Source organism: Streptomyces sp. NPDC059785 (assembly GCF_042732375.1).
Taxonomy (GTDB): domain Bacteria; phylum Actinomycetota; class Actinomycetes; order Streptomycetales; family Streptomycetaceae; genus Streptomyces.
The window spans coordinates 1-16,843 of record NZ_JBHWHV010000018.1 but is presented as its reverse complement, the minus strand read 5'-3'; the positions used below and the strand labels follow the sequence as shown (position 1 = coordinate 16,843).

The window sequence follows — 16,843 nt, the reverse complement described above, 5'->3', positions numbered from 1 at the left end:
AGACCGAGAATGCCCGCCCCCCGCACCGTCCTGCTCACCGGCGCCGCCGGCGGACTCGGCACCCTGATGCGGGGCCTGCTGCCGCGGTACGGCTACGAGCTGCGGCTCTTCGACCTCCTCCCCGTCGAGGGCGAGCCGGACGCGATCACCGCGAATCTCTCGGACCGGGCGGCGCTGCGCGAGGCGGTGCAAGGCGTCGACGCGATCATCCACCTCGCGGGCATCTCCCTGGAAGCCTCCTTCGACAAGATCCTCGCGTCGAACATCGAGGGGACGTACAACCTCTACGAGGCGGCACGCGAGGAAGGGGTGCGGCGGATCGTCTTCGCCTCCTCCAACCACGCGGTCGGCTACACCCCCCGCCCGGCGGGCGAGCCGCCCTTCGCCCCCGCCGATCTGATCCCCATCGACACCCCGCGCCGCCCGGACACCTTCTACGGCCTCTCCAAGTCCTTCGGCGAGGACCTCGCCCAGCTCTACTGGGACCGGCACGGCCTGGAGACGGTCTCGGTGCGCATCGGCTCCTGCTTCCCCGAGCCCACCAGCGTCCGCATGCTCTCGGTGTGGATGAGCCCCGAGGACGGCGCCCGGCTCTTCCACGCCGCGCTGACCGCCGAGGACGTCCGGCACACGGTCGTCTACGGCTCGTCCGCCAACACCCGTCTGTGGTGGGACCTGACCACCGCCCGCGCGCTGGGCTACGAACCGCGGGACGACTCCGAGCCCTACGCCGCGAAGCTCGTCGCCGAACAGGGCGAACTCGACCCGGACAACCCGGACCACGCCCACCTCGGCGGCCACTTCACCACGAACCCGCCGATCTGGCCGTACTGACGCGGAGGCCGGCGACGGCGTCAAGGGGCGGGCGGGCACCGAACGGGCCCGCCCGCCCCGCTGTTCGGGCACCGGCACTGCCCGATTCCACTCCCCGCACAGCTCCGCCCCAGGTCCGCACCCGGGCACCCGAGGCATGGAACGGGCACATCCGGGCATGATCGGGCATGCAACAGGCCTGGTCAGTGGCCAGAACCCGCTGTACAACTTCCCACGTGGCCCCAGCGGGCCCGAACGGGCAGCGCGCGCAGTGGAAGTTGAGCAAGAAAGCAGGTGACCGCGATGACGGCGGAGGAACGACAGCGCGAGATCGTCCGGGTCGCCCGCCACGCCGGGTCCGTCGACGTGACCGCGCTCGCCGCCGAACTGGGCGTGGCGAAGGAGACCGTCCGCCGCGACCTGCGCACCCTGGAGGACCACGGCCTGGTACGGCGCACCCACGGCGGCGCCTACCCGGTGGAGAGCGCCGGCTTCGAGACGACGCTCGCCTTCCGCACCACCAGCCACGTGCCCGAGAAGCGCCGGATCGCGGCCGCCGCCGCCGAACTGCTCGGCGACGCCGAGACGGTCTTCGTCGACGAGGGCTTCACCCCGCAGCTCATCGCCGAGGCACTGCCGCGGGACCGGCCGCTGACCGTGGTCACCGCCTCCCTGGCCACGGCGGGCGCGCTCGCCGAGGCCGACAACACCAGCGTCCTGCTGCTCGGCGGCCGGGTCCGCCCCGGCACGCTCGCCACCGTGGACCACTGGACGACGAAGATGCTCGCCGGCTTCGTCATCGACCTGGCGTACATCGGCGCCAACGGCATCTCGCGCGAACACGGCCTCACCACCCCCGACCCGGCGGTCAGCGAGGTCAAGGCGCAGGCGATCCGCGCGGCGCGGCGCACCGTGTTCACCGGCGCGCACACCAAGTTCGGCGCGGTCAGCTTCTGCCGGTTCGCGGAGATCAGCACGCTGGAGGCGATCGTCACGAGCACCCTGCTGCCCGCCTCCGAGGCCCACCGCTACGCATTGCAGGGCCCGCAGGTCATCCGAGTCTGACCATCCCGTCCGAGCCCCACCCGGGGCACCCCCTTCCCTACCCGCACCCTAAATCCCCCTTTGATCCCCATGCATCCCTTACTCCCCATTCGTCCTTACGTCCAGGAGCGATCCATGCGAACCCAGAGCCGACGGAGGCCGCGCGCGATAGCCGTGGCCGCCGCAGGGACGCTGCTCGCCCCGCTGCTCTCCGGCTGCTGGGCCGGGGCGGGCGGAGCCGGTTCCGGCGGCAACTCCATCAATGTGCTGATGGTCAACAACCCCCAGATGGTCGAGTTGCAGAAGCTCACCGCCGCGCACTTCACCAAGGAGACCGGCATCAAGGTGAACTTCACCGTGCTGCCCGAGAACGACGTGCGCGACAAGATCAGCCAGGACTTCGCCAACCAGGCCGGCCAGTACGACGTCGCCACCCTGTCGAACTACGAGATCCCGATCTACGCCCGCAACGGCTGGCTGCACGAGATGGACTCCTACGTCGCCAAGGACTCCGCCTACGACGAGCAGGACATCCTCAAGCCGATGCGCCAGTCGCTCACCGGCGACGACGGCAAGCTCTACGGCCAGCCCTTCTACGGCGAATCCTCGTTCCTGATGTACCGCAAGGACGTGTTCGCCGAGAAGGGCCTGAAGATGCCGGAGCACCCCACCTGGGAGCAGGTGGCGGACCTCGCCGCCCAGGTGGACGGCGCGGAGTCCGGCATGAAGGGCATCTGCCTGCGCGGCCTGCCCGGCTGGGGCGAGCTGATGGCACCGCTCACCACGGTGGTGAACACCTTCGGCGGCACCTGGTTCGACAAGGACTGGAAGGCGCGGCTCGACTCCCCCGAGTTCGTGAAGGCGACGAAGTTCTATGTCGACCTGGTCCGCGAGCACGGCGAGTCGGGCGCCGCCCAGTCCGGCTTCGCCGAGTGCCTGAACAACCTCACCCAGGGCAAGACGGCCATGTGGTACGACGCCACCTCCGCAGCCGGGTCCCTGGAAGCGGAGAAGTCCCCCGTGAAGGGCAAGATCGGCTACGCCCCCGCCCCCGTCGAGAAGACCGACAACTCCGGCTGGCTCTACACCTGGGCCTGGGGCATGCAGAAGGCGTCCCACAACTCCGACAAGGCGTGGAAGTTCGTCTCCTGGGCGTCCAGCAAGGAGTACGAGCAGCTCGTCGGCGACGAGATCGGCTGGTCCAACGTACCGGCGGGCAAGCGGGCCTCGACGTACACGAACGCCGACTACCGCAAGGAGGCGGGCGCCTTCCAGGACATGACGCGCGCCGCCATCGAGGGGGCCAGGCCCACCGACCCGGGCGTGCAGCCGCGCCCCGCGCCGGGCATCCAGTTCGTCGGCATCCCCGAGTTCACCGATCTCGGCACCAAGGTCTCCCAGGAGATCAGCGCGGCCATCGCCGGACGCCAGTCCGTCGAGTCGGCCCTCAAGAAGTCCCAGCGACTCGCAGAAGAGATCTCCGAGGAGTACGAGGGCCGATGACCGCCACCACGACAGCACCGCCCGCCGCCGTCCCGTCCCGCGCCACCCAGGGACCCCCGTCCGGCCGCCTGCGCGCCTGGGCCACCCGCGCCCCGCTCCTGCCCGCCCTGATCTTCATGATCGCGGTGACGCAGCTCCCGTTCGTGGCGACGCTGGTGATCTCGTTCTTCGACTGGAACGCCCTCTACCCGGACGCCCGCAGTTTCACGGGCTTCGGCAACTACTCGGAGGTCCTGACCGACGCGGACCTGCGCAAGTCGGTGTGGACCACGATCCTCCTCACCGCCACGGTGGTGATCCTGAGCCTGGTCATCGGCCTGGCCCTGGCTCTCCTGATGGACCGCAAGTTCCGCGGCCGTGGCCTGGTCCGCACCCTGCTCATCGCACCGTTCCTGGTCGTACCCGTGGCGGCGGCCCTGCTCTGGAAGCATGTGCTGTACAACCCGGAGTACGGCCTCTTCAACGGCTTGCTGCACTATGTGGGCGGCCCCCAGCCGGACTGGATCAGCGACACCCCCCTCCTTGCGGTGGAGGCGTCCCTCATCTGGCAGTGGACCCCGTTCATGATGCTGATCCTGCTGGCGGGCCTCCAGAGCCGCGACAACCAGCAGATAGAGGCCGCACGGGTGGACGGCGCGAGCGACTGGCAGATCTTCCGCCACCTGACGCTGCCGCACCTGCGCCGCTACCTGGAGCTGGGCGCTTTGCTGGGCTCGATCTACATCGTCCAGAACTTCGACGCGGTCTTCACGATCACCTCGGGCGGCCTGGGCACCGCGAACCTCCCGTACACCGTCTACCAGAGCTTCTACCAGGCCCACGAGAACGGCCTCGCCTCGGCCGCGGGCGTCCTGGTCGTCATCGGTTCCATCATCATCGCGACCTTCGCCCTGCGCGTGGTGTCGTCCCTGTTCCGCGAGGAGGCGTCCCGCGCATGAGCGCCACCACCGCAACACCCGTACGCAGCCGGCGCGCCCGGGGAGCGGGCCTGGGCCTGCTGGCCTGGCTGGCCGGCGTGGTCTTCTTCCTGCCGATCGCCTGGATGGCCCTGACGTCCTTCCACTCCGAGTCGGACGCGGCGACCAACCCGCCGTCCTTCGCGGCGTCCCTCACCCTCGACGGCTACCGTGAGTTCTTCGGCTCGGGCGGCGGCGCGAGCCCCTGGCCGTCCCTGATCAACTCAGCTGTGGCCTCCCTCGCCTCCACCCTCCTGGTCCTCGTCCTGGCCCTCCCGGCGGCGTACGCCTTGTCGATCCGCCCGGTAAAAAAGTGGACGGACGTCCTCTTCTTCTTCCTGTCGACAAAAATGCTCCCGGTAGTAGCGGGTTTGTTGCCCATCTACCTCTTCGCCAAGAACACGGACATGCTGGACAACATCTGGCTGCTGGTCATCCTCTACACGTCGATGAACCTGCCGATAGCCGTGTGGATGATGCAGTCGTTCCTGGCGGAGGTCCCGGTGGCGGTCATCGAGGCAGCGCAGATCGACGGCGCGAGGCTGCCGACGATCCTGGCCCGCATAGTGGCGCCGATCTCCGCGCCCGGCATAGCCGCGACAGCCTTGATCTGCTTCATCTTCAGCTGGAACGAGCTGCTGTTCGCCCGGGTGCTCACCGGCGTGGTGGCGGAGACCGCCCCCGTCTTCCTGACCGGCTTCATCACTAGCCAGGGCCTGTTCCTGGCCAAGGTGTGCGCCGCGTCGCTCGTCATCTCCCTGCCGGTGCTCGCCGCGGGGTTCGCCGCCCAGGACAAACTGGTCCAGGGCCTGTCGTTGGGAGCAGTGAAATGAAGGCCGCCGTCATCGAGTCCGTGGGCAAAGCCGTCGTCACGGAGGTCCCCGACCCGACGCCCGGCCCCCGCGAGGTGGTCGTCGAGGTCGCCGCCTGCGGCCTGTGCGGCACGGACCTGCACATCCTCCAGGGCGAGTTCGCCCCGAAGCTGCCGATCGTCCCGGGCCACGAGTTCGCGGGCACGGTGGCCGCCGTCGGCACGCAGGTCTCCGAGGTCGCGGTCGGCGACCGGGTGGCGGTCGACCCGTCCCTCTACTGCTACGAGTGCCGCTTCTGCCGTGACGGCCACAACAACATGTGCGAACGCTGGGCCGCGATCGGCGTCACCACGGCGGGCGGCGCCGCCCAGTTCGCGGTGGCCCCGGTGGCCAACTGCGTCAAGCTCCCCGAGAACGTCCGCACCGAGGACGCCGCCCTCATCGAACCGCTGTCCTGCGCGGTGCGCGGCTACGACGTCCTGAACTCCCGCCTCGGCGCCCACGTCCTGATCTACGGCTCGGGCACGATGGGCCTGATGATGCTGGAACTGGCCAAGCGCACGGGCGCGGCGAGCGTGGACATGATCGACCTCAACCCGGAACGCCTGGCCACGGCCCAGCAGCTCGGCGTCTCGGCCTCCGCGGCGAACGCGGACGAACTGGACCGCCCGCAGGGCTGGGACGTGGTGGTGGACGCCACGGGCAACGCGGCGGCGATCCAGGACGGCCTGTACCGGGTCTCCAAGGCGGGCACCTTCCTCCAGTTCGGAGTGGCGGACTACGCGACCCGCGTGGAGATCGACCCGTACCGCATCTACAACCAGGAGATCACCATCACGGGCTCGATGGCGGTCCTGCACAGCTACGAGCGCGCGGCGGAGCTCTTCGCGGCGGGCGTCATCGACCCGGACGTCTTCATCAGCCACCGCCTCCCGCTGGCGAACTACCCGCAGGCGCTGGAGCAGTTCGCCGCGGGAGTGGGCCGCAAGATCATCGTCACCCCGTAACAATTCCCTGTCTCCGGGCATGGCCGGGTCCTACCATCCGGCCATGCCCCGACCCACTGGATTCGCCTACGAAGAACACCCGGACGGCACCGTAACGATCACCCACCACAACCGCCCCGCCACCACCCTGAGAGGAGCCAGGGCCCGCGAATTCCTGGCCGCCCTCCAGTCCACCGACGCACAGCAACTGATGGCCCGCTGGACCGGGAACTACAGACACGGCAACGAACGCACGGCACGCGACCACCCCCGCAACAAACGCTGACCCATTCGGCGCCAGGTAAGGGAACGGCAAAGTCCCCCCGCTCGTTCACCCGTCATGACCGCTATGACCCCCGGCTCGAACATCCCTCTCCCCGTCACCCGCGTGACGGTGGACGTGGCCGCCCCGGTGCGGCTCGACGTTTCGGGCCTGCTGCTCACCGCCGCCGGCAAGGTGCGTTCCGACGACGACTTCATCTTCTACAACCAGCCGTCGGGCCCGGGCGTGACCTACCGCTCGGGCGGCGGCTCGGCCCCGGACGCGATCACCGTCGACACGACAGCGGTCCCGCCGGGCATCGAGAAGATCGTCGTCACCGCGAGCCCCGACTCCGCGGGCCAGACCTTCCAGGGCATCGAACCCACGGCCACCCTGCGCAACGCGGACGACGGCTCCGCCCTGGCCACGTTCACCCCACCGGCCCTGGGCACGGAGACGGCCCTGGTCGTGGTGGAGATCTACCTGCGCAACGGCGCCTGGAAGGCCCGAGCAGTGGGCCAGGGCTATGCGAACGGCCTGGCAGGCATCGCCACGGACTTCGGCGTGACGGTGGAGGAGCCGCCCCCGGCCCCCCAGCAGCCCACCGCACCCCCGGCCCCGCCCACGGACCCCCGCCTGTCGACCACCCCGCCCGCACCCACGACCGCACCCGCACCCCAAGCCCCTCCCGCCCCTCCCGGCGCTCCCGCCGCCCCCGGCAAGATCAACCTCGACAAGGGCCGGGTGAGCCTCCAGAAGAACCAGACCGTCTCCCTGGTGAAGGCGGGCCGCCCGCTGCTCTCCCAGGTCAAGATGGGCCTGGGCTGGGAGCCCGCGTTCCGCGGCAAGGACATCGACCTGGACGCCTCGGTCATCGCCTACGGCCCGCAGCGCAACCACATCGACAGCTGCTACTTCGGCAAGCTCTCCATCGTGAACGGCGCGATCAAGCACTCCGGCGACAATCTCACGGGCGAGGGCGGAGGCGACGACGAGGTCATCGTCGTGGACCTCGGCCGCCTCCCCCAGGACGTCACGGGCCTGGTCTTCACGGTCAACTCGTTCTCCGGCCAGAAGTTCACCGAGGTGGCCAAGGCGTACTGCCGCCTCCTCGACGCAGCCACCGGCGAGGAACTCGTCCGCTTCGACCTCACCAACGCCGAACCGCAGACCGGCGTCATGATGGCCAAGCTCATCCGCCAGTTCTCCGGCGAGTGGGACATGACAGCAATGGGCGACTTCGTGAAGTCCCGCACAGTCCGAGGAATGGTGAAGCCGGCAGCGGCCGCGCTGTAAGCCCCCCGCAGCCGCCATCCGGACGAAAGGAACCGTGCGCCGGCGGCGTCCCGCACCCCCACCCGCCGCACCCGCCATCCGGACGGGAGGGGCCGTGCCGGTGCATCACATGCCCGTCGAGACGTAGTCACACCCAAGGTCAGCACCTACCAGCAAGCCCAAGTGCCCGACCACCGACGGGCGGATGCACCGGCACGGCCCCGCACCCCCACCCGCCGCCGGCGCACCGGCACGGGCCCCGGCCCCCGTTCCCCGAATTCCCCGCATACGAGCCCCGCGTTTGCCCTACTCTGCTCCCATTGCCGGGTACGTGCGCGACAGGGAGACAGATGGAGCCCGCGGCCATCGGCGCCCGCCTGGCCTCAAGCGTGGTCGCCCCGCTGATCAAGAAACTGTTCGTGGCGGAAGGCCCCGGCGCGGGCCTGGTCGACAACCCCGTACGCGTGTCCCGCCTGCTGTCCTTCACCGGCGAGAAGCGGACCCTCTCCGAGACCGACCTGCACAAGATCGCCAGAGAACTGGTAGCCCGCGCCGCCCAGTCCACCGGCGTCGCGGAACAACTCCCAGCGTACGAACGACGAGCCGTGGCCCACGCGGTCGCAGACTCGCTGCGCGCCATGGACAGCATCGACATGGAAGACGTACAGGCCGTACAGCTGGGCCACATGGCGTTCGCCCAGCACCTGCGCGCCCAGAGCAGATCGGCCACGCTCGGCCTGTCCAACGACGCCGTCCTGCTCTACGTGAGCGTGCTGGACACCGCCTGCCTGCACATCGTGCACTTCTTCACCCAGAGGTCGACCTTCGTAGCCCGCACCCTGGTGGAACAGAGCCGCCGCATCGAGGAACTGTCGATCAAGATCGACACGCTGATCGCCCGCACCCCGTCCCCCGCGGACGCACCCTTCGAGGAACGGTACGCGCAGTACATCGCGTCCAAGCACGGCAAGCTGACCATCTTCGGCCTCGACCTCGCGGAGTCACCGGGCATCTGGCCCCTGGACACCGCCTATCTCAGCCTGGACGCGGTGGGCGACACGACGCACCTGCCCGCCGACCAGATCCTGGCGGGACGCCACCGCGTGCTGCTGCGCGGAGTCGCAGGCTCGGGCAAGACGACCCTGATCCAGTGGCTCGCGGTGTCCACCGCGCAGAAGAACCTCGACGAACGCCTGCTGTACCTCTACGGTCTCGTCCCCTTCGTCCTTCCCTTGCGCACGCTGACGCGGGGCGGCGCGAAACTGCCGACACCGGACGAGTTCCTCTCCGAGGTGAGCTGTCCGATCGCCGCCCTGCAACCGGCGGGCTGGTTCGACCGGGTGCTCCGCTCGGGACGGGGCCTCATCCTGGTCGACGGCATCGACGAGATCCCGGAGAGCGAACGCCAGGGCGCCCGTCGCTGGTTGCAGGACCTGGTCGCCACCTACCCCCGCAACCGCTGGCTGGTCACCTCGCGCCCCTCGGCCGTCCGGGAGAACTGGCTGACAGGTGACGACTTCGCCGAACTGGACCTCGCCGCGATGAGCAGGGACAACATCGCGGCGTTCGTCGAACGGTGGCACAAGGCGGCCGGCATCGGCGACCAGTACGCCCAGGATCTGATGCGGGCGATCCGGGCGAAGCAGGACCTGGCGCGGCTCGCGACCAACCCCCTCATGTGCGCATTGATCTGCGCGCTCCACCAGGACCGCCGCGGCTACCTCCCGGACGGCCGCAAGGAGATCTACGACGCGGCGCTCAGCATGCTGCTGTCCCGCCGGGACCGCGAACGGGGCATTCACAAGCCGGGTGCCATCCGTATCGGCGAAGCCCATCTGGTGCAGCTCATCCAGAAACTCGCGTACTGGATGATCCGCAACGGCCGGTCGGAGATGGACCGGGGCGACGCCGTTCGTCTGCTCGACCACGCGCTGCCGACGATGCCGAAGGTGGCCGAGCAGGGCTCTCCGGAGGAGATCTACCGCCATCTGGTGGTCCGCAGCGGTCTGCTGCGCGAGCCGACCGCGGGTGCCATGGATTTCATCCACCGGACGTTCCAGGACTACCTGGGCGCCAGGGCGGCCGTGGAGGGCCTCGACTTCGACTTTCTCATCGCGCACGCCCACCTGGACCAGTGGGAGGACGTCATCCGCATGTCCGTGGCGCACGCGCGGTTCATGGAACGCACGCGGCTGCTCACCGGCCTCGTCGCACGCGGTGACGCGTCGGAGAAGGAGGGGCGCCGCCTCCACCTGCTGGCCGCGGCCTGTCTGGAGCACGCGACGGAACTGGACCCCGACGTGCGCGACGAGGTGCAGCGGCGGGCCGCGGCGCTCATCCCGCCCCAGTCGGCCGAGCAGGCCCGTGCCCTGGCCGAGGTCGGCCCGGTCGTCCTGGACCTGCTTCCGGGCCCCGCGGACATCCCTCCCGACTCCCCGGACAGGGCGTACTTCACCGTACTGACGGCGACGCGCATCGCGACCGACGCGGCGATCCCCGTGCTGGCGCTGTACCGGGACGAGCCGGACCTCAGGATCCGCACCGAACTGGCCCGGGTCTGGAACCGTTTCGACTGCGACCGCTACGGCGAGGAGGTCATCGCGCACCTCAGCCCGGAGTTCCTGTACTTCCCGGTCTCGAACACCAGGGAACTGCGGGTGCTCCGCAGATTCGGCGGCCGTCCCCGGCTCAAGATCTCGGGGTCGTTCTCACCGGAGGAGTTCCTGCGCGTCTGCGACCGGGAGAGCCCGCACGACCTCTGGGTGGAGGTGGATCCGGGCGGTACGTGGGAATGGCTGAGCGCCTTCCCCAACCTGCGGACCGTCTACTTCGAGGTGCCGGTGTCCACGGCGGAGACGGTCCCGCGGTCGGTGCGGGTGGTCGGGGAACCCATCGCCCCGCCCACGACCTCCGGTACGGCCGCGGAGTCCTGGGACGACGTGGATTCGCTCGGAACCTGATCCGCGTCCCGCGTCCGCGGCCGCAGCCCCTCCGTCAGCAGGGACAGATACCGCCGGATGCGGGCGCCCGACCCGTCCGCCAGTTCGGACGCCGTGGCGACACCGTGGACCAGCCGCAGCAGGTCGATCGGCTCCACGTCCGTCCGCAGGCTCCCCTCCCGGCGGGCCGCTTCGACCAGTCGTCCCGCCGCCGCCCTGACCGACGTACCGCAGGCGCCCTCGGCCGCGGGCCCGCCGTCGGTGACGGCGGGCCCGAGCAGCGCCTTCAGGCCACGGACCCGGATCATGCCCTCGCACAGCTCGTTGAGCCACTCGACCAGCGCCTGCCCGGGGGGCAGCCGGTCCGCCAACTCGTCCGCGCGGGCGGCGATCGCCTCGACGCTGTCGACGTAGACGGCTTCCAGCAGCGCCTGCCGCGTCGGGAAGTGACGGTACAAGGTCCCGGAGCCCACGCCCGCCCGCTTGGCGATGTCGTCGAGCGAGGCGCCAACCCCGTGCTCGGCGAAGGCCACGGCCGCTTCCTCGAGCAGCCGCTCGTAGTTGCGCCGCGCATCCGCCCGCATCGGCCTGACCCGCGCCATTCACCTGCTCCTTGCCGACCGGGGACGCTTCGACCACCTTAGCCGGGGGCGGTACGGAGCCGACGGGACACCGGACGGACGTGGCTCGCGCGGAACCTCAGCGCCGCTGCCGCTTCCAGGGCCCCGTGATGGCGAGCATGATGCCGGGCTCCTGGATGTTGGCGTAGAGCGTCCGCCCGTCGGGCGAGAAGGTGACGCCTGTGAACTCGCTGTACTCCGGCTCGTCGGCCGTACCGATGTTGAGCTCGTTGCGCGCGACCGGGTACGTACGCCCGCTGTCGGTGGCGCCGAAGAGGTGCTGGACGCCCTCGCCGTCCTCGGCGATGACGAGGCCGCCGTACGGGGAGACGGTGATGTTGTCGGGCCCGTCGAAGGCGCCGTCCTCGTCGGGGTCGGTGTTCACGCCGAGCAGCACCTTCAGGGTGAGCGTGCGCCGCTTGGGGTCGTAGAACCAGACGGCGCCGTCGTGCTGGACGGGGCTCTCCTCGCGGGCGTAGGAGGAGACCACGTACACGCCGCCGTCGCCCCACCACATGCCTTCGAGCTTGCGGGCCCGGGTGACCTGCCCGTCGGTGAACTGCTTGCGCACCGAGACGCTCTTCGCGTCGCGGTCGGGCACGTCCACCCAGTCCACGCCGTACACCGTACCGGTCCTCGTGGCGCGGGAGAGGTCGTCCACGAACCGGCCGCCGGAGTCGAAGCACTTGAACGCCTGGAGGGAGCCGGCGTCGTCCGCGAGCGAGGCCAGCTTCCCGTGGCCGTGCTCGAAGCCCTGCGGCGGCGTCCAGCGGTAGAGCAGGCCGTTGGGTCCGGAGGCGTCCTCGGTGAGGTAGATGCGTCCGCGCTTGGGGTCGACGACGGCGGCCTCGTGGGCGTACCGGCCGAGCGCCTTGACCGGCTTCGGGTTCCGGTTGCGGCGGCGGTCCTCGGGGTCGACCTCGAAGATGTAGCCGTGGTCCTTGGTCATGCCGTTCTCGCCGGCCCGGTCCTCGGTCTCCTCGCCGGTGAGCCAGGTGCCCCAGGGGGTGCTGCCGCCCGCGCAGTTGGTGGAGGTGCCGGCGATGCCGACCCACTCGGCGACATGGCCGTGGCGGACCTCGACGACCGTGCAGCCGCCGGACGCGGCCGGGTCGTAGACCAGGCCCTCGGTGAGCGGGACGGGGTACTTCCAGTTCGCGCGGGGGCCCTTCAGCTCGTGGTTGTTGACCAGGAGGGTGGCGCCCCGGGGCCCGTCGAAGGTGGCGGTGCCGTCGTGGTTGGACGGCGTGTACTCACCGGACTCCAGCTTGGTCCGGCCGCTGTAGGTGATCACCCGGTACGAGAACCCGGCGGGCAGCGCGAGGATGCCGTCCGGGTCGGGGACCAGCGGCCCGTATCCGACGCCCCCGTGCCGGTCAGCCGTCTCGTCGCCCGTGCTCTCGTGGTCCGTGGAGGCGAGCGCCTGCGGTGCCGTGGCCAGGGCGGCGACGCTGCCGGCCAGCGCGATCCCGGCACCGCTGAGCGCCGAGTTTCTGGCGAAGTCCCTGCGGGTGAGCGACATGAGCTGTCTCCTGAGAGGTGGAGTGGGCGAGCGGAGGGCCGTGCCGGGGGGCGGACTTCGATGCGGCCACACGGTCCCGCTCACCGCTGAACGGCAGTTGAACGCGGACCGACATCGGGGCCCCTGCTTACGTGAATCCACCTGGCAGGAGCACCCCACCCACAACACAGCACCCCCCCACAACGCAGCGTCCCACCCACAACCTGAAGCCACACCACGCACCACTGGGAACCGCCCACCCGCACCCCCCGGACACGGCAACGACCCCGCCCGGCGATGTTCCGCCGGCCGGAGCCGTCCCGGTGAGCGTGGACCGGTGAGCGTGGACCGGTGAGCGTGGGGCGGTCAGCCCCCTTGCGCAGACCGCGCCTTGAACGCCGCCTTGCGGGCCTCCTTCGCCACCTTCTTGTCGGGGTGCAGCCGCCCCATCGCCTCCAGGACGTCCGCGGTGGCGGGGTGGTCGACCCGCCAGGCGGCGGCGAAGAAGCCGCTGTGCTGCGCGGCCAGCCCCTCGACCAGGGCCTGGAGCTCGGTGGAGTTGCCCTCGGCGGCGAGCTGGGCGGCGACCGTGTCGACGGTCAGCCAGAAGACCATCGCCTCCGGCGGCGCGGGCACGTCGGCCGCGCCCCGCTCGGCGAGCCAGACCCGGGCGAGCCCGCCGAGTTCCGCGTCGTCGAGGACCTCGCGCAACGCCGGTTCCGCCACGGCGCCGACGAGCGACAGCGCCTGCTGGCAGCGCAGCCGCCGCAGCGGCGCCCCCGGGTCCGTACCGCGGGCGGCGGCCAGCAGTTCCCGTGCCGCGTCGAGCGGTTCGCGCCGGGCGAGCCACTGTTCGGTCTCGGCCTGCGCGGCCGCGGGCGGGAAGCCGGACGTGCCGTCGAGGAGCGCGTCGGCGCCCTTGTCCGACAGGTCGCCGACCGCGGGCGCGTCGATGCCCGCCTCCAGCAGCCGGGCCCGCAGCCCGTACAGCCCGAGCGGGGTCAGCCGCACCATCCCGTACTTCGAGACGTCGGTCTCGTCGACGGGCGCGGGCTCCCCGCCCCGGTCGTCACCGTCGCGGTCCCCCTCGCCCTCGCCCTCCTCCTCACCGTCGGCCATCAGCGCCTCGTCGACCGGCTGGAACTCCACGAGCCCGACGGGTTCGAGCAGCCGGAACTGGTCGTCGAGCCGCATCATCGCGTCCGACACCTGTTCCAGCACGTCGTCGGTCGGCTCCCCCATGTCGTCGGGCACGATCATCGACGCGGCCAGCGCGGGCAGCGGCACCATGCTCTCGCCGAGCCCCTCCTCGCCGACGGTCAGCAGGTACAGGTTGCCGAGGACCCCGTCCAGGAACTCCGCCTCGGCCTCGGGGTCCCAGTCGAGCTGGGAGAAGTCGACGGAGCCGCCCTCGTCCATGGCGTCGACGAGATCGTCCAGGTCGGGCACGCTCGCGTCGGCGAGCACGGTCTCCAGCGCGCCCAGCCACACCTGGAGGACGTCCTGCGGCGCGCCCCCCGTGAGCAGCGCCAGCTCCGCGCCCGCGGTGACCGTGCCCTCCTCCTCGTCCACGATCTCGACCAGGCCCGTGTCGACGGCGACCCGCCATGCCTCGCTCGCGTAGGCGGCGGCGTCGTCCCCGGTCAGTCCGAGTTCACCGGCCGCCTGCGGAAGCTGCTCCTCCACGAGATCGCCGCCGGCGCCCACACGCGTGTCCGGTCCGGCCCAGCGGGCGAGCCGCGCGGCGCGGGACAGCAGCGGGGCGGTGAGCGCGTCCCGCGCCAGCTCCGCTTCGGACTTCAGCCGCACGGGCGGCAGGGGGGAGCTGTCTGACATCGGCTGATTCTCCTCCGGACAAGCAGGACGGGGGTGTACGGGCGGTGCGCGCGCCGGTCGACGCGGACGGAACGGAGCCGGGGACGGACCAGGCGGGCACCGCCGCCCGGCACCGCCCGCCGCACCGCCCGCCGCGTCACCACAGCCGCTCAGCCTAGACGGATTTCCACCCATGCCGCCTGGTTCACGTTCCCGTCGGCCGCCGTCCACCGCCGAAACCTTGACAACTCCCCCGGCCACGGACGAGATTGACGCGCGTAGAAAAGCACGGACGTTCGCCCGTCCGCTGCTGAGTGCGTCCCGGCCCGCACCGGAAGAAGCCCGGGCCGGACTCCCCCACGCCGCCTCACCCTCGTCCCGGCGCTCACGTATGTCCCCGGAGGGATCCCTTGCCGAGCAGGAGAACCGCGCGCATCGCCGCGCTGACCGTCGCCGCGGTCTGTTCCACCGTTTCCACCGTGGTGCTCACCGCACCCGCCCAGGCGGACGCGGCCGACGCCGTCCGTATCCACGACATCCAGGGCACCACCCGGATATCCCCGTACGCGGGCAAGCAGGTCACGGACGTGGCGGGCATCGTCACGGGCGTGCGGACGTACGGATCGTCGCGGGGCTTCTGGATCCAGGACCCGAACCCGGACGCGGACCCGGCCACCAGCGAGGGCGTGTTCGTCTTCACCAGCTCCACGCCGCAGGTCGCCGCCGGGGACTCCGTCACGGTCACCGGCACCGTCTCCGAGTACGTGCCGGGCGGCACCTCCACCGGCAACCAGTCGCTGACGGAGCTCACCAAGCCGACGGTGACCGTGCTCTCCAGCGGCAACGCGGTCCCGGCGGCGACGGTCGTGAACGCCCGGTCGGTCCCGGACGCGTACACCCCGGCGGGCGACGCGGCCGCGGGCGGTTCGGTCAACGGCCTGACGCTGAAGCCGAAGAAGTACGCCCTGGACTACTACGAGTCCCTGGAGGGCATGAACGTCCAGGTCTCCGACACTCGCGTGGTCACCGCCACGGACCCGTACACCGAGCTGTGGGTCACGGTGAAGCCGCACGAGAACGCCACCCGGCGCGGCGGCACGGTGTACGGCTCGTACACCTCCCAGAACACGGGCCGGCTCCAGATCCAGTCGCTCGGCTCGACCGCCGACTTCCCCGCCGCGAACGTGGGCGACACGCTGGAGGGCACCACCGCGGGCCCGCTCGACTACAACCAGTACGGCGGCTACACGCTGGTCGCCAACCAGCTCGGCACCCTGGACGCGGGCGGTGTGAAGAAGGAGACGACGGACCGGCAGTCCCACGGTGAGCTGGCGGTGGCCACGTACAACGTGGAGAACCTGGACCCGGGCGACGACACGTTCGCGGACCACGCCGCCGCGATCGTGGACCACCTGCGCTCGCCCGACATCGTGTCCCTGGAGGAGATCCAGGACAACAACGGCGCGACGGACGACGGCACGGTGGCCGCCGACCAGACGGTGACGAAGCTGATCGACGCGATCGTCGCGGCGGGCGGCCCGCGGTACGAATGGCGCGGCATCGACCCCGAGAACGACAAGGACGGCGGCGAGCCCGGCGGCAACATCCGCCAGGTCTTCCTGTTCAACCCCGAGCGGGTGTCGTTCACCGACCGCGCGGGCGGCGACGCGACCACCGCCGTCGGTGTCACCGAGCGGCACGGCAAGGCGGCCCTCACGGTCTCCCCCGGCCGGATCGACCCGGCCGACGCCGCCTGGGACGCCAGCCGCAAGCCGCTCGCGGGCGAGTTCGTCTTCCGCGGCAGGACGGTCTTCGTGATCGCCAACCACTTCGCGTCCAAGGGCGGCGACCAGGGGCTGACCTCGCAGTACCAGCCGCCCACGCGCAGCTCCGAGACGCAGCGCCACCTCCAGGCGACCGCGGTGAACTCCTTCGTCAAGGACCTCCTCGCCAAGCAGAAGAACGCGGACGTCGTCACGCTCGGCGACATCAACGACTTCGAGTTCTCCACGACGGCGAAGCTGCTCGAGGACGACGGCGCGCTCTGGTCGGCGATCAAGTCGCTGCCGAAGAGCGAGCGTTACACCTACGACTACCAGGGCAACAGCCAGGTCCTGGACCAGATCCTGATCAGCCCCGCGATCCGCCGGGGCGGGAACTTCGACTACGACAGCGTGCACATCAACGCGGAGTTCTCCGACCAGATCAGCGACCACGACCCGCAGGTGCTGCGGTTCCGGCCCTGACCGGCCATGACCGTGGCGGATGTGTCCGGCCGTAGCCGGTCATGACCGTGGCGCGGGCCGGACGTCCGGCC

General features: G+C 70.7%; 12 protein-coding genes and 1 pseudogene. 10 read left to right on the top strand and 3 right to left on the bottom strand.

The features are described 5' to 3' along the window. Nucleotides 1-9: 9 nt before the first annotated feature. The 9 genes from ACFV6E_RS16175 (at nt 10) to ACFV6E_RS16135 (ending at nt 10,611) form a co-directional block, all read left to right on the top strand. Nucleotides 10-834 (top strand): NAD-dependent epimerase/dehydratase family protein, encoded by an 825-nt coding sequence (locus ACFV6E_RS16175; protein WP_385462140.1) that lies wholly within the window; start codon nt 10-12, stop codon nt 832-834. Nucleotides 835-1,116: 282 nt separating this feature from the next. Next, nucleotides 1,117-1,878 carry a DeoR/GlpR family DNA-binding transcription regulator gene (locus ACFV6E_RS16170; RefSeq protein ID WP_385176829.1) on the top strand — a complete coding sequence of 254 codons (762 nt, stop codon included), beginning with the start codon at nt 1,117-1,119 and terminating at the stop codon, nt 1,876-1,878. A 114-nt stretch (nt 1,879-1,992) separates the two neighbouring features. After that, nucleotides 1,993-3,360 (top strand): ABC transporter substrate-binding protein, encoded by a 1,368-nt coding sequence (locus ACFV6E_RS16165; RefSeq protein WP_385176827.1) that lies wholly within the window; start codon nt 1,993-1,995, stop codon nt 3,358-3,360. Beyond that, entirely contained in the window at nt 3,357-4,298 is a 942-nt protein-coding gene (locus tag ACFV6E_RS16160; protein WP_385176825.1) for a carbohydrate ABC transporter permease, read from the top strand. The genes ACFV6E_RS16165 and ACFV6E_RS16160 overlap by 4 nt, the downstream gene beginning before the upstream one ends. Continuing rightward, entirely contained in the window at nt 4,295-5,149 is an 855-nt protein-coding gene (locus tag ACFV6E_RS16155) for a carbohydrate ABC transporter permease (protein ID WP_385176822.1), read from the top strand. The genes ACFV6E_RS16160 and ACFV6E_RS16155 overlap by 4 nt, the downstream gene beginning before the upstream one ends. Next, the gene (locus tag ACFV6E_RS16150; RefSeq protein ID WP_385176819.1) at nt 5,146-6,135 is read left to right on the top strand and encodes a zinc-dependent alcohol dehydrogenase family protein; all 990 of its coding nucleotides are present in this window, start codon (nt 5,146-5,148) and stop codon (nt 6,133-6,135) included. Before ACFV6E_RS16155 ends, ACFV6E_RS16150 begins: the two co-directional genes overlap by 4 nt. Before the next feature lie 43 nt (nt 6,136-6,178). Next, nucleotides 6,179-6,400 (top strand): hypothetical protein, encoded by a 222-nt coding sequence (locus ACFV6E_RS16145; RefSeq protein WP_385176816.1) that lies wholly within the window; start codon nt 6,179-6,181, stop codon nt 6,398-6,400. 63 nt (nt 6,401-6,463) lie between these two features. Next, nucleotides 6,464-7,672 (top strand): TerD family protein, encoded by a 1,209-nt coding sequence (locus ACFV6E_RS16140; protein WP_385462265.1) that lies wholly within the window; start codon nt 6,464-6,466, stop codon nt 7,670-7,672. A 329-nt stretch (nt 7,673-8,001) separates the two neighbouring features. Continuing rightward, nucleotides 8,002-10,611: an NACHT domain-containing protein gene (locus ACFV6E_RS16135; protein WP_385462137.1), complete on the top strand. Its 2,610-nt coding sequence runs from the start codon at nt 8,002-8,004 to the stop codon at nt 10,609-10,611. 17 nt (nt 10,612-10,628) lie between these two features. Here ACFV6E_RS16135 and ACFV6E_RS16130 read toward each other — a convergent pair. The 3 genes and pseudogenes from ACFV6E_RS16130 to ACFV6E_RS16120 all read right to left on the bottom strand — a co-directional run. Then, nucleotides 10,629-11,192: pseudogene (locus tag ACFV6E_RS16130) on the bottom strand (TetR/AcrR family transcriptional regulator); the annotation flags it as partial. Between the two features lie 97 nt (nt 11,193-11,289). Continuing rightward, entirely contained in the window at nt 11,290-12,732 is a 1,443-nt protein-coding gene (locus tag ACFV6E_RS16125; protein ID WP_385177093.1) for an alkaline phosphatase PhoX, read from the bottom strand. Between the two features lie 345 nt (nt 12,733-13,077). Next, nucleotides 13,078-14,547 carry a hypothetical protein gene (locus ACFV6E_RS16120; RefSeq protein ID WP_385462134.1) on the bottom strand — a complete coding sequence of 490 codons (1,470 nt, stop codon included), beginning with the start codon at nt 14,545-14,547 and terminating at the stop codon, nt 13,078-13,080. Nucleotides 14,548-14,936: 389 nt separating this feature from the next. Here ACFV6E_RS16120 and ACFV6E_RS16115 point away from each other — a divergent pair, with 389 nt between their 5' ends. After that, the gene (locus ACFV6E_RS16115; protein ID WP_385462131.1) at nt 14,937-16,772 is read left to right on the top strand and encodes an endonuclease/exonuclease/phosphatase family protein; all 1,836 of its coding nucleotides are present in this window, start codon (nt 14,937-14,939) and stop codon (nt 16,770-16,772) included. Nucleotides 16,773-16,843 lie beyond the last annotated feature (71 nt).

What these genes read in the sequence shown, in the direction of transcription:
- ACFV6E_RS16120 (WP_385462134.1), bottom strand. Translation starts at nt 14,547, where the DNA reads ATGTCAGACAGCTCCCCCCTGCCGCCCGTGCGGCTGAAGTCCGAAGCG.
- ACFV6E_RS16145 (WP_385176816.1), top strand. Translation starts at nt 6,179, where the DNA reads ATGCCCCGACCCACTGGATTCGCCTACGAAGAACACCCGGACGGCACC.
- ACFV6E_RS16140 (WP_385462265.1), top strand. Translation starts at nt 6,464, where the DNA reads ATGACCCCCGGCTCGAACATCCCTCTCCCCGTCACCCGCGTGACGGTG.
- ACFV6E_RS16160 (WP_385176825.1), top strand. Translation starts at nt 3,357, where the DNA reads ATGACCGCCACCACGACAGCACCGCCCGCCGCCGTCCCGTCCCGCGCC.
- ACFV6E_RS16125 (WP_385177093.1), bottom strand. Translation starts at nt 12,732, where the DNA reads ATGTCGCTCACCCGCAGGGACTTCGCCAGAAACTCGGCGCTCAGCGGT.
- ACFV6E_RS16150 (WP_385176819.1), top strand. Translation starts at nt 5,146, where the DNA reads ATGAAGGCCGCCGTCATCGAGTCCGTGGGCAAAGCCGTCGTCACGGAG.
- ACFV6E_RS16135 (WP_385462137.1), top strand. Translation starts at nt 8,002, where the DNA reads ATGGAGCCCGCGGCCATCGGCGCCCGCCTGGCCTCAAGCGTGGTCGCC.
- ACFV6E_RS16175 (WP_385462140.1), top strand. Translation starts at nt 10, where the DNA reads ATGCCCGCCCCCCGCACCGTCCTGCTCACCGGCGCCGCCGGCGGACTC.
- ACFV6E_RS16155 (WP_385176822.1), top strand. Translation starts at nt 4,295, where the DNA reads ATGAGCGCCACCACCGCAACACCCGTACGCAGCCGGCGCGCCCGGGGA.
- ACFV6E_RS16170 (WP_385176829.1), top strand. Translation starts at nt 1,117, where the DNA reads ATGACGGCGGAGGAACGACAGCGCGAGATCGTCCGGGTCGCCCGCCAC.
- ACFV6E_RS16165 (WP_385176827.1), top strand. Translation starts at nt 1,993, where the DNA reads ATGCGAACCCAGAGCCGACGGAGGCCGCGCGCGATAGCCGTGGCCGCC.